The organism is Flavitalea sp. (genome assembly GCF_035489435.1).
Lineage (GTDB): Bacteria > Bacteroidota > Bacteroidia > Chitinophagales > Chitinophagaceae > DATHKG01.
The window spans coordinates 1-12,459 of the sequence record NZ_DATHKG010000050.1; the positions used below are offsets into that span (position 1 = coordinate 1).

The 12,459-nt window shown below is 42.6% G+C and carries 8 protein-coding genes; 2 read left to right on the forward strand and 6 right to left on the reverse strand.

The window, feature by feature from the left end:
- Window positions 1–147: 147 nt before the first annotated feature.
- The 6 genes from VK664_RS07790 to rimP form a co-directional block, all read right to left on the reverse strand.
- The gene (locus tag VK664_RS07790; RefSeq protein WP_461398072.1) at window positions 148–789 is read right to left on the reverse strand and encodes a response regulator; all 642 of its coding nucleotides are present in this window, start codon (window positions 787–789) and stop codon (window positions 148–150) included.
- 12 nt (window positions 790–801) lie between these two features.
- Window positions 802–4,434, reverse strand: coding sequence for a sensor histidine kinase (locus tag VK664_RS07795; protein WP_461398073.1), 3,633 nt, complete (start codon window positions 4,432–4,434; stop codon window positions 802–804).
- A gap of 276 nt (window positions 4,435–4,710) precedes the next feature.
- On the reverse strand, window positions 4,711–6,084 hold the full coding sequence (locus VK664_RS07800; RefSeq protein WP_461398074.1) for a peptidylprolyl isomerase: 1,374 nt from the start codon (window positions 6,082–6,084) through the stop codon (window positions 4,711–4,713).
- A 174-nt stretch (window positions 6,085–6,258) separates the two neighbouring features.
- Window positions 6,259–9,297, reverse strand: coding sequence for a translation initiation factor IF-2 (gene infB / locus VK664_RS07805; protein ID WP_461398075.1), 3,039 nt, complete (start codon window positions 9,295–9,297; stop codon window positions 6,259–6,261).
- 100 nt (window positions 9,298–9,397) lie between these two features.
- Window positions 9,398–10,645 carry a transcription termination factor NusA gene (gene nusA / locus VK664_RS07810; RefSeq protein ID WP_461398076.1) on the reverse strand — a complete coding sequence of 416 codons (1,248 nt, stop codon included), beginning with the start codon at window positions 10,643–10,645 and terminating at the stop codon, window positions 9,398–9,400.
- Window positions 10,646–10,778: 133 nt separating this feature from the next.
- Complete coding sequence (gene rimP / locus VK664_RS07815; protein ID WP_461398077.1) at window positions 10,779–11,267, reverse strand: ribosome assembly cofactor RimP; 489 nt, start codon at window positions 11,265–11,267, stop codon at window positions 10,779–10,781.
- Between the two features lie 196 nt (window positions 11,268–11,463).
- Here rimP and VK664_RS07820 point away from each other — a divergent pair, with 196 nt between their 5' ends.
- Both VK664_RS07820 and VK664_RS07825 read left to right on the forward strand, forming a co-directional pair.
- Window positions 11,464–11,814 (forward strand): hypothetical protein, encoded by a 351-nt coding sequence (locus VK664_RS07820; protein WP_461398078.1) that lies wholly within the window; start codon window positions 11,464–11,466, stop codon window positions 11,812–11,814.
- A gap of 293 nt (window positions 11,815–12,107) precedes the next feature.
- A complete protein-coding gene (locus VK664_RS07825; protein ID WP_461398079.1) occupies window positions 12,108–12,431 on the forward strand; it encodes a hypothetical protein in 324 nt (107 codons plus the stop codon).
- The last annotated feature ends 28 nt before the right edge of the window (window positions 12,432–12,459 follow it).

Sequence of the window (12,459 nt, forward strand, 5' to 3'; positions counted from 1 at the left end):
CATGAGCAAAGGTATTAACCACGGGACACAGCCGCAAAAAGGCACAATCCCGCTCCCAACGGTGCGAAGGAATGAAACAAAACTGCAGCGTCATAGTGCTGGTAAACTTACAAAGCATACCAGCACTTCAATCTCGCAAAATCCAGGTTAAATATAAGTAGCAGAGTTATTCATGAAGTTGACCAATGAAGCGGAGTTCTTCAACTTAAGCTTCTTAAGGATATTATGACGATGAACCTCGACCGTCTTCAAAGAAATTGCAAGCACCGCTGCTATCTCCTTTGATGACTGCCCTTCCTTGATAAGATTAATGATCTGGATCTCTCTTTCGGTAAGCGCATTTACATTCGGGGTATCGCTGTTTTCTTCAAGTACCTGGTCGGAAATATTATTTTTGATCTCGTCACAAACATATTTGTTGCCATTATGTACTTCCATGATGGCTTTGATCATCTCTTCCTTGGATGAATTCTTTGTAACATAGCCCTTCGCACCAATCTGCAACATCTTCTTGGCATATGCTGGTTGAGAATGCATAGATACTCCAATAACCTTTGATAAAGGCGAAACTTTCCTTATGCGTTCGGTTGCCTCAAACCCTGATATCGGCATCATGTTGATGTCCATCAGTACGATCTGGGGCCTTTTGATTTTTGACATTTCAACAGCCTGTTCTGAATCACCACACTCTGCAATTACTTCAAATCTTGAATCGTTGTTGAGGATATAGCTCCATGTCTCACGGATCAACTTATGATCATCGGCAATCAATACACTAATCTTTTCCATATTTCTTGGTTTTTACGCGTTTGTAACGGGTATGTGAATATTTAGGGTGCACCCCTTTCCCGGGGCTGTTATTAAATTTACTTCGCCATTAAAAAGTTCTGTGCGGCTTGTAATATTAGCCAGCCCCACACCACGTTTTAATTTATTATTTTCTTTATCGAATCCTTTGCCGTTATCACTGATAGTAAGGTCCACGATTGAACCATCAACCATCAGTTCGATGATAAGGTTAGTGGCTTCAGCATGTTTAAGCACATTGTTAACCTGCTCCTGTATTATCCGAAACAACATCAGCTGTTGTTTTTCATTTATTACGGTTTCAATACCTGGTGTATAATAAAATTCAGCATTTAACCTTTTAGTTGCCCGCACATTTTCCATCAGGTCATTGATTGATTCAATGATACCCAGGTCACCAATACTTGGGGGTACCAGGGATCTTGATATAGCCCTGATTTCGTTAATCGCGTTAAAGATGTTTTCAGTACTTCTCGAAATCAGGTTTAGTCTTTCATTCTCATCACTACGTGCCAGTTCCAGGTAAAGTTTTGCAGTAGATAAAATCTGGTTCACATTGTCATGAAGTTCTTTCCCGATCTCAGCCCTTTCTTTTTCCTGTGCATCCACTACGGCCTGGGCCACCAGTTTCTGCCTGTCCAGTTCCTGTTTGAGTACTTGTTTTTCTAATTGTTTTCTTTCCGTGATATCCTGCATTGAACCAACAATCCTGGCCACTTTGCCCTCCTGGTTAAAAATCAGGAATCCCCTATCATAAACCAATACATATTCTCCATCAGCCCTGATAAAACGATATTCGGCTTCCCAGTGTTTATGTGTTCCACTCAACATAAAATGTTCAAAACTGGTTCTTACCCTTTCCAGGTCATCTGCATGGATCTTGGAACTCCACTCAGAAAGGGATTGAGGTGAGCCAACCGATTTGTAACCAAATATATTCGCATATCCTTCTCCGTGATATAGTGAGTCAGAAAAAACGTTGTAATCCCAGATCGCATCATTAGTCGCCCGGGTGGCCAGCAGGTAACGTTCATTGCTGATACGTATCCTGGAATCTGCCTTTTTATTTTCAATGATCACCTTCAGGAGATTCTGCACCCTGTCCAGGATCTGAAGTTGCATCGGTGTAGGAGACGCAGCATGCCTGTAATATGTTGCAATCGTAGCCAGAACTTCATTTTGTGCAGTCTTGATAGGAAATGACCAGCATGCATTTAAGTCGTATTCAGATGCAACATCGCGATATTCCGCCCATAGAGGATCTGAACTGATATCAGAAACAATCACCGTGTTTTTTGTAAACATGGCGGTACCACAGGAACCAACTTTGGGACCGATATGAATACCGTTAATTTTTTCAGTAAATCCTTTGGGCAATCCTGGTGCAGACAAGTGACGCATAGATAAACCATCCTCATCGAGCGTCAGTACTGAACAAATCATACCCGGGAATATCTGTTCCAGTCCCTCAAGGAAATGATCAATTGTTTCTTTCAGTGTCGCCACCTGGCTCGCGTTGTATTCAAGCACACGTTTCTCAAGCGCCAAAAGATTTTCCTGGTGTTTACGATAAGTTATGTCGCGGAAATAGATAAACAAACCATCGTTGAACGGATACGCACTTGATTCAAACCAATGATCAAGCGCCGGGATATATTGTTCAAAACTGACAACTGATTTCTGCAGGATAGCATGTTCGTACCTGTCAAATGAAATCTGGTCAGTCATGTATGAGTTCAGGGCAATGATATTTTTACCAACTGCATAAGTCTGGCTGATACCGGTAATGGTTTCGATAACTTTGTTCCAGAGTGTAACCTCCAGGTTATTGTTAACTGCAATAAAACCATCAGTAATACTGTCGAGTATTCCTGTAATTCTTTCTGAATATTCCCTGATCTGCCTGGTGTTTTCAGTCAACCTTTCACGCGCAGCTTTTTGCTCTGTAATATCGATCATAGAGGCAACCACGCCATCCGGTAATCCCGTTGGATTTGAATAATAAACTGGTTCCGTATTTAAGGTCAGCCAGGTTGTCTCCCCGTTCTTTAGGTAAACTCCCATAGTCACATCCTTCACCGGCTTTCCTGTAGTTAAAGTAATCATAGTAGGAAACTCAGGTAGGAGAAATGCAGAACCATCCTCTTTAATAACCCGCAGATCCGGCTGGCGTAAAACATCACCCAAAGCTTCTCCTCTTCCCAGCTGGAACATTTTTTCGGCTGCATAATTAACGGCAACCACATGACCCTTGCTGTCATGCATCACTATGCCTTCACTAAGAGAATTAACGACTGATCGGTATCGCTCTTCAGATGCTACAAGAGAGTCTAAAGTTTGCTTGAGCTCTGTTATATCCTTTGCGAAAATAATTCCCGTAAAAGATTCGCTTTTTGAATTGCGCAAATACTTTGCGGTGATATTGAACCAGCGATCGTTCCCATTCCTGACAGCTGCACGGTAAATATTATTCACGGCAGATTTCCCGGTGGTGCGTGCTTCTTCGAGTTCAATCCGGAAGCGATCACGCTCATCCGGATGGATGATCGCAGAGATTGTTTCACCAACCATCTCACTGCCAGGAAAACCAAGCGTTCTTTCAAACTCAGGTGAAACAAAAATTATCCTGTCATCTCTATCTAGTTTGAAAATAATTTCGGAAGTGTTTTCAATGATCTCTTTAAGTTCAAGATGGGCAGATTTTAGTTCGAGATTTTTTTCATTGATTGCTATATCAACTTTCTTCTGTTCTGATATTTCTGTTATGCGCTGACTGAAACCCTTTGGTTTCCCGTCCGAATGATATATAGGTGTGATCTTTGAACTAAACCAGCGTGTCTCTTCATGGCCGGCGAGTTGAAAATCGCGATAACAAATTTCATTATTTGAAATGGCTTTCTCGAAGTCCACGATAAAATCCCCGGTTAGTTCGGGATTACTATGATATGCTTCCTGCATCGATTTACCGACATAGTCTTTGGGCATTCGTTGCAATAAAATATCATTATTGCACCATAACTTTTTAAACTGGCCTTCGGCATCATATTCAAAAACAACATCATCGAGCGAAGACACAACCCTGTTTAATTCGTCTGCTTTACTCAGCAGGTTTTCCTCAATCGAATTGCTGTTTGAATTATCCATTCGTTTTTCCCCAGGGGAATGGAAAAATTCAACAGTTAGGAAGCTTGTTTCAATCTCGTGCTGGGTTATTTTTAATTCAAATAAATGATATTTATCTGTTACATGGTATTCATTCGGAGTGCCCAGGTATGCATTTGGAATGCCCGGGGATACATTCGGAATGACCAGGGATTCATTGGAAAAGTTCAGGGAATTATCCTGCATCTCCCTGATTTCTTTGAATGTCACCTCGTTCACAAAATCTCTTAATGATCCATTGTATGTTTCGTCATCAGGTTTTGTAATAGCCAGAAGCGCGGGATTCGCGTAAATCAGGTTCAAAGTATCCGGTTCCAGTATGCAAAACGGGTATAAGGATCCGTTGTAAAATGCCCTTCCCCACTTTAAAACGTTCGCATATTGATCATGATAACCATCGGAACGATCCCGATGGGAAGCCTGGTTAGAGGCTATCCCGGATATTAGATGATTTGATTGGTTCAATAGAACAGGTTTTGCTTTTCGTTTTCAGAAACGCGACACACTTAGTGTAAATACTTATGCAAATAACCGAAAAAAGGTTTTCTGGGTTCGGAATAAAGGTTCTTATTTTCCCAGTTTAGGGGTTTACCTATAGATAAATTAAATAATCGCTATGCAACCCGGGGGGCGATAGACCTATAATAAAGAGAAAACGCTTAGACCGATCAGATATTATGACCAGGATCAAAGCGCTTATTCTGAGGTAAAATATAATATTAAAAGCCTGACTTGCCAGCTTTAAAAGCCTGACTTAGCAGCGTATTTTAACCATGGACTCAGGGTTTCGCAATTAGCGAATTCCGGGTCAATCATCAGGTAATAATTAGAAATTTTTGTGGTGAACCATTTTTCAATCATCTCCTGTTTTTTAAACTCAACAGCCCTTTGCGCTATCCGGTTATAATCGTCTTTAAGGTTTTCACGATGTGGTTCTGAGCGTGATTTCAGGAATGCGATACGGACACCTTTTTTACCACGTTCGTCGGTAAACGCCACCGGTTTTGATATCTCGCCGACTTTCATGTCTTTGATCAGTAATGCCATGTCTTTACTGAGCTGATCATAGGTCAGATATGTACCGTTCTGGCCCTGGAGCATACCGGCTGTGAACTTGGCATTATCGTCCTCACTGTATCTTTCAGCCGCAGCTCCGAAAGTGAGCGTAGCTGCTACCAGTTTGGACCTGATTGAATCAAGCCTTTGCATGGCCGCTGTTACCTCAGACTCTGTAACCTTTGGAACTCTCAGAATATGTCTGACAACGGCATCATCACCGGCACGGCTCACCATTAGTATAATATGATATCCAAACCGGGATTTGAACACCGGCGATATTTGTTTTTCTTTTAAACGGAAAGCATTATTAACAAAAGCAGGATCAGCCGGCTGGCCTTCAATCGTTTTTTCAGCCCGGTTTGTTGTATACCGTCCACCGGTATTTTTGCTTCCGGGGTCATCAGTATATAGACCTGCCAGCGTTTCGAAAGTTGCTTTACCACTTTCCACCTGCTGCTTATAATCCAGCAATTCATCCTGCGCAAGCTTTTCCAGATCGCGGCTAGCCTTCGGATAAAGAACAATCTCTCCTATCTCAACTTCTGACTCATAAAATGGTAAGCTGTCTTTTGGGATTTTTTCCCAGTATGCTTTTGCTTCCTGGGGAGTGATTTTTACTCCTTCAACGATTTTATCGCGCATACGCTCGGCGAGTTTTCTTTCTTTGAACGACTGGCGAAGGTCTTCCTTGATCTGGTAAACCGTTCTGCCTGCAATTTCTTCGAGCGCTTCCTTGCTGCCGTACTGGCCGATAAACCCTCTGACCTGGTTATCGAGCAATGATTCGATCTCAGCATCCTCGATGATTATACTATCTTTTTCTGCCTGCAGCACAAGTGCTTTCAGAGCAAGTATCTGCTCCATGATAAAACACTCTGCGTTTGGTGGAACAGGTTCGTTTCGTCTTTGCCTGTCCTGGATATCATTATAAACATCAGATTTGAGGATAATCTTATCACCAACAATGCCTACAATTTTATCCGCAACAACGGGTCTTTGGGCAGAGGCTACAGCCGCAAATAAAACGGCGAAAAAAAAGAGAGCAGTTTTTTTCATAATCGGTATGCAAATTAGGGAAAAGGAATCTGGTTGGAAGGGAGAATTTCAGTTTTAACAAAAACAACAACCCCGCACTTGCGGGGTTGCCTTGATTTATTTAGTCGGGAGATTTTGAAGAAAAAATCTCAAGGAATTGAAACCATTGTGATGCGCATCAAGCTCCCTTCGCTCTTACAGCGTTCTTTTTACTTCTTCTTCTTCATAAGCTTCAATGATATCGCCTACACGGATGTCGTTGAAATTCTTTATCGTCAGGCCGCATTCCATATTGCTGGCAACCTCTTTCGCATCATCTTTGAAACGTTTAAGCGATTGAAGTTCAGCACTCTGGCCCTCACCTTTGGGATATTCAACGATACCATCGCGTATAATCCTGATTTTTGAATTACGCTGGATTTTTCCATCAAGAACATAACAACCGGCAACAGTTGCCTTATCGAACTTGAACACGTTCCGTACTTCAACATTCGCAGTAATCTTTTCCTGGATCTTAGGTTCAAGCATTCCTTCCATCGCACTTTTGATCTCTTCGATCACATTGTAGATAATGGAGTAAGTCTTGATTTCCACACCCTCGCCTTCCGCAAGCCTTGCAGCCTGGGCAGATGGTCGAACGTTAAACCCTACGATTACCGCGTCAGATGCTGTTGCGAGCAATACATCAGATTCTGTAATGGCACCCACAGCTTTCAACACAACGCTGATTGCTATTTCTTCAGTTGATAATTTCTGTAATGAATCACTCAATGCTTCAACAGATCCATCCACGTCACCCTTGATGATCAGGTTCAGCTGTTTGAAGTTTCCGAGAGCAAGACGACGACCGATTTCATCAAGCGTGATGTGTTTTTTGGTCCTGATACCCTGTTCGCGAAGGATTTGAGCACGGCGGTTGGCCATCTCTTTTGCTTCCGCCTCGTCAGAATAAACCTTGAATTTTTCACCAGCCTGCGGCGCACCATTCAAACCAAGGATTAAGCCTGGTGAGGATGGAGGTGCTTTATCTATCCGGTTGTTTCTTTCGTTGAACATCGCTTTAACGCGACCATAGAACTGACCGGAAACTACCAGGTCGCCTGCTTTTAGCGTACCATTCTGAACAAGCACAGTTGCTACATATCCACGCCCCTTATCCAGGGTTGCTTCAACGATGGTTCCGGAAGCTTCCTTATCAGGATTTGCTTTCAGCTCCAGCAACTCTGCTTCAAGCAGAATTTTCTCAAGCAACAGGTCTATATTAAGTCCTTTTTTAGCACTTAACTCCTGGCTCTGGAACTTACCACCCCATGATTCCACGAGGATGTTCATACCAGCGAGCTGTTCGTATATTTTTTGCGGATTTGCTCCGTCTTTATCAATTTTGTTGACAGCAAAGATCATTGGAACACCTGCAGCCTGTGCGTGGCTGATGGCTTCCTTGGTCTGGGGCATCACTGCGTCATCTGCGGCAACCACGATCACTGCCATATCGGTTACCTTGGCACCACGTGCACGCATGGCCGTAAACGCCTCGTGACCCGGTGTATCAAGGAAGGTGATATGTTTGCCATTGGGTAAAGTAACTTCATAGGCACCGATGTGCTGGGTGATACCACCCGCTTCACCAGCTACTACGTTGGCGCTTCTTATATAATCAAGCAGTGATGTTTTACCATGGTCAACGTGACCCATGATCGTAACGATAGGCGCTCTTGGCACAAGTTCATTTTCGTCTTCATCATCGTCCTCGTCTTCCATTTCAAGTTGTTTTTCCATGTCGATGAATTCGACATCAAATCCAAACTCAGAGGCTACGAGTTCAATAACTTCAGCATCCAGGCGCTGGTTGATGGAAACCATCAATCCAAGACCCATACACTTACCTATAACTTCAGAGTAACTTACATCCATCAGGTTTGCGAGTTCGCTAACACTAATAAACTCTGTTAACTGCAGCTTGTTATCGGTCATATCATCACCATGACTGTCTGATTGCTCATCACGTTTGGCACGACGATATTTTGCTTTAAGGCTTTTACCCCTTCCGCCGGAGCCGGCAAGTTTTGCCTGCGTTTCCCGGATCTTATCCTGGATTTCCTTCTTATCAATTTCTTTTGCCTCTCTTGGTGTAAGAGGTGGCCTGCTTCCGCCTTGTCCGGGACGATTACTCGGTCCACGGTTTGGACCGCCTGGTCCGCGGAAGTTTCCACCGCCCTGCTGACCACCGGGGCCGCCAGGTCTTTGTGGTTGACCCTCAGGTTTCTTGAACAGGTGTTGAGCTCTTTGCTGTGGAGTCTGTGTATCCTTTCTTTCGATAGGAATACGTTTCCTCTTGCGTTTTTCTTCGCCTGGTTTTGGCCTGTTATCATTTTCAGTCGGAAGCGTGATTTTCCCAAGGATTTTTGGTCCTTCGAGTTTGTCAGCCCTGATGTTTGTAATAACTGGTCCTGCTTCGGAATCACTCACCGTTGGTACGTCTTCCCTGAAAGCGGGAACAAGTACTTCGGCTGGCTGAGGCTGAGGTTTTACCACTTCCGGCGCAACTTCTGCTGGTGCCTGGGAGGCCGGTTCATCAGGAGCTTCAGCTACCGGTTGTTCAACAGGAGCTTCAGCTACTGGTTCAACAGGGGCGGGAACTTTTTCTTCCTGCTTTTTAATGATCGGCTTAATGATCGGCTTCCTTGGACGTGTAGATGAATCGATTGCAGACAAATCTATCTTGTCAAACACTTTTGGTGCTTCCAGTTCCGGAGAAACTATTCTTGTAATTTCAGGCTCTTCAGGTTTGATTTCAGCTACGACTTCCGGTTCAGGAATAGTTTCTACCTCAGGAGCCGTTACGGGCTCAGGTACAGGTTCCTTCACTTCTTCAACTACGGGCTCCGGTACTTTTTGTACAACCGGCTCTTCCTTAGGCTTAGCTTCTTCCTTAGGTTTCTCTTCATCAGATTTCTTGAAAATCTTATTGAATACAACCGCCTCATCTTCCTTCTTCTTTTTAGCTTCCTGGCTTCCTTTTGGCAGATCGATCTGGTCGCTTTTTAACTTAGCGACTTTATCGCCCGCGAACTCCAGCTGGAGCGCACGGTACATATCTTCCGACAATTTAGACGTTGGTTTCAGGTCATCCTTGTCAAATCCTTTGCCGAGCAAATAGTCGACCAACGTTTCTTTACCAACGTTGAACTCTTTGGCCGCGGCCATTAATCTGGGTGTTGTTGTTTCAGCCATTCGTATTTATGACAATTTTATTTGTGTGTTTGCTGCTAACCTCCGCATTTTCATGCGAAAAGCTTACCAACTTATCACACCAGAAAAATACCTGGCGGGATTAGCCCTGTTCGAACTCTTCTTTCAATACCTTTCTCACTTCGTCAATTGTGACGCGTTCAAGATCGGTTCTTCTTTCAAGTTCGTCAGCGGTAAGATCTAATACACTACGTGCAGTATCGCAACCGATTCTTTTAAATTCTTCAATTACCCATCCTTCAATTTCATCGGCAAATTCGTCGAGGTTGATATCAAATTCCTGGGTTTCGCCTTCTGTATCGCGGTAAACATCAATGCTATAACCGGTCAATTCCTGGGCCAGCTTTATATTGACACCTTTTTTGCCGATGGCCAGGGAAACCTGGTCTGGTTTAAGGTATACATTGGCTTGTTTCTTTTCGTTCTCCAGCTCCATGCTGGTTATCTTGGATGGTGTTAAAGAGCGTTGTATCAATAACTGGGTGTTGTTTGTCCAGTTGATGACGTCGATGTTCTCATTTTTTAGTTCACGAACTATGCCATGAATCCGGCTTCCTTTCATACCAACACAAGCACCTACCGGATCAATACGGTCATCGTATGATTCAACTGCAACTTTAGCTCTTTCACCTGGCTCGCGAACAATCTTTTTGATAACAATTAAGCCATCGAAAATCTCAGGAACTTCGATTTCCAGCAATTTAGCTAAAAAAGAAGGGGAAGTACGGGAAAGGATGATTACCGGTGAGTTATTTTTTAATTCGACTTTTTTAACAACAGCCCGGGTACTTTCACCTTTTTTGAAATAATCCTGGGGGATTTGTTCAGACTTAGGCAAAATAAGCTCATTTCCTTCTTCATCCAGCAATAATATTTCTTTTTTCCATACCTGGTAGACTTCGGCGCTGATGATATCACCAATCCGGTCACCATATTTTTTTACAAGTACATTCTTTTTCAGATCACTGATTCGGCTGGCGAGAGTCTGTTTCGCAGCCAGGATCGCACGGCGTCCGAAATCCATGATATTGATTTCTTCATAAAGTTCTTCTCCTACTTCAAAATCAGGTGCAACCTTTACTGCATCTTTATACGCCACTTCAGTCAGTGGATCTGTTACTTCTCCGTCCAGCACAATCATGCGCCGGCGAACGATTTCAAGGTCACCTTTCTCTGCATTCACAATGACGTCGAAGTTGTCATCACTGCCGAATTTTTTTCTAAGAAGCGTCTTGAAGACGTCTTCTACCACTTTCATCATCGTTGGACGATCGATGTTTTCTGCTTCCTTAAACTCCTGGAAGGCCTCAATAAGGTTAATGCTTGCCATTGTTGTTGTGATATTTTGAATTAATCATTGTTGTTTGTTTTACTAACTGTAATGAATCAGTGTACAAGGACAATATAGAATTGAAAATATATGTAAGATGATCTTATTTGGATTAGCATGAGAGCCGGATGCTTTAACTAAAAAGTATCTGGATCTTTGTTGACTTAATATCCGCAAAAGGTATATTATGTTGAATAATCTCCTGCTTTTTGGATGCCGGTCTTCCTTTGAAAGCCTTGCCTGTCGTTTCTTCCACCATTATCGCCTCTTCAGCTGCATCAGTTAACTTGCCTTCTACCCTGCTACCATCATTCAGCGTTACTTCCACTTCACGGCCAATGTTCTTTTTATATTGTCTGAAAAGCTTTAAAGGCTCATCCAGTCCCGGGGAAGATACCTCGAGAGAAAAGTCATCTGAAGGGAAAAGTACCGTTTCTTCAAATTGCTTGTAAAGCGCCCTGTTAAACATTATGCATTTCTCTATCGATATGCCAGCATCGCCGTCCAGGTAAACTTTTACATTATTGGTCGGCTTTATTTTTACTTCTACCAGGAAGTAACCGGGATGTTCTGCAAGAAGCGTCCCGATCATGTTTTCAATTGTCTGTAACTGCGTTTCCATACTCATGAGAAATTAAGAAAGGGAACGCTTCCGTTCCCTTTCTCTTAATCTTTTACCTGTGCAAATTTAAGGAAAACTATCTAGACAACCAATTAATATTGGAAGGGATATGAAATTGGCAATCTCCCTCAGTACCCGAGCGAATTATTTTCTATCTTCAATCATCACCAGACAATCATCAATTAATCAAGGAATTATGTCTCAACCAGAAAACCTCGGCTCATTTTTTTCTGAAAACAAAAAGCTTGTAACGGACTATATAGAGACGCGGATAGCGTTGCTCAGGTTGCAATCGGTCAGGATGGTATCAAAATCGGGCGGCACTTTAATCTGGGCAGTTATTGCCATTTTGTTCATGTTTATTATCCTGCTTTTTGCCGGGCTCGTTCTTGGGTTCTGGTTTTCGGCCCTCACTGGTAGTTATATAAAAGGGTTCGCACTGGCTACGCTGGTGTTTGTCGTGCTTTTTATACTCATAACATTATTCCGGAAAACACTTTTTGTAAACCCCATGATCCAAAAAATCATTTCTGATTCGAACGAATGAGATAGATTCCAATGACTGAGATAGCCTCAATGACTGAGATAAATGAGTTCGGATACAGATATAGCCCTAAGATAAAAACACATGAAAAAGCAACAGTTTCGGAAACCAATATTTTCAATAACGTTTCTGAAAAGTTAAAACTATAATGGGTCTGAAATAAAACACTTTGTTAACCGACTCACTAAATAAGATCGTCACGGACCAATCATGACCGGCATTTTTATTCAGTGGTTAACATTTCAAACACACGAAAACAATTCAAAACACACTGAAACATTTCAAAACACGCTGATATGCCCAATAATAAAATTCATGACGTAGAAAGTCTGGAAAAAGCGATCGCAGAACTGGAGTTAAAGAAGAAATTGTTAGAACAAAAGCTCGATGCCAATGGTGAGTATCTCCAGAAGAATTTCATGTCTATGGCTTTTAAATCAGTGGTCCCGAAAAACAGTTTTGATACCGGGCCAATTGCCGCAGCAGGAAATTTTCTGAAGAGTGATAAATTGAAGGATGGTTTCACCAGGCTGGTTAGTTCAGTTACCGATATGGCCAGCGATAGGATTGAATCAATTATGAATAAGTTCAAATCCAGGAAAGACGATAGATCAGCCTGAAAAAGCGGATTTACCATTCGTCGAATAC

Excerpts from the sequence above, each read along its gene's own strand:
- VK664_RS07790 (WP_461398072.1), bottom strand. The coding sequence starts at position 789 with ATGGAAAAGATTAGTGTATTGATTGCCGATGATCATAAGTTGATCCGT.
- VK664_RS07800 (WP_461398074.1), bottom strand. The coding sequence starts at position 6,084 with ATGAAAAAAACTGCTCTCTTTTTTTTCGCCGTTTTATTTGCGGCTGTA.
- infB (WP_461398075.1), bottom strand. The coding sequence starts at position 9,297 with ATGGCTGAAACAACAACACCCAGATTAATGGCCGCGGCCAAAGAGTTC.
- nusA (WP_461398076.1), bottom strand. The coding sequence starts at position 10,645 with ATGGCAAGCATTAACCTTATTGAGGCCTTCCAGGAGTTTAAGGAAGCA.
- rimP (WP_461398077.1), bottom strand. The coding sequence starts at position 11,267 with ATGGAAACGCAGTTACAGACAATTGAAAACATGATCGGGACGCTTCTT.
- VK664_RS07820 (WP_461398078.1), top strand. The coding sequence starts at position 11,464 with ATGTCTCAACCAGAAAACCTCGGCTCATTTTTTTCTGAAAACAAAAAG.
- VK664_RS07825 (WP_461398079.1), top strand. The coding sequence starts at position 12,108 with ATGCCCAATAATAAAATTCATGACGTAGAAAGTCTGGAAAAAGCGATC.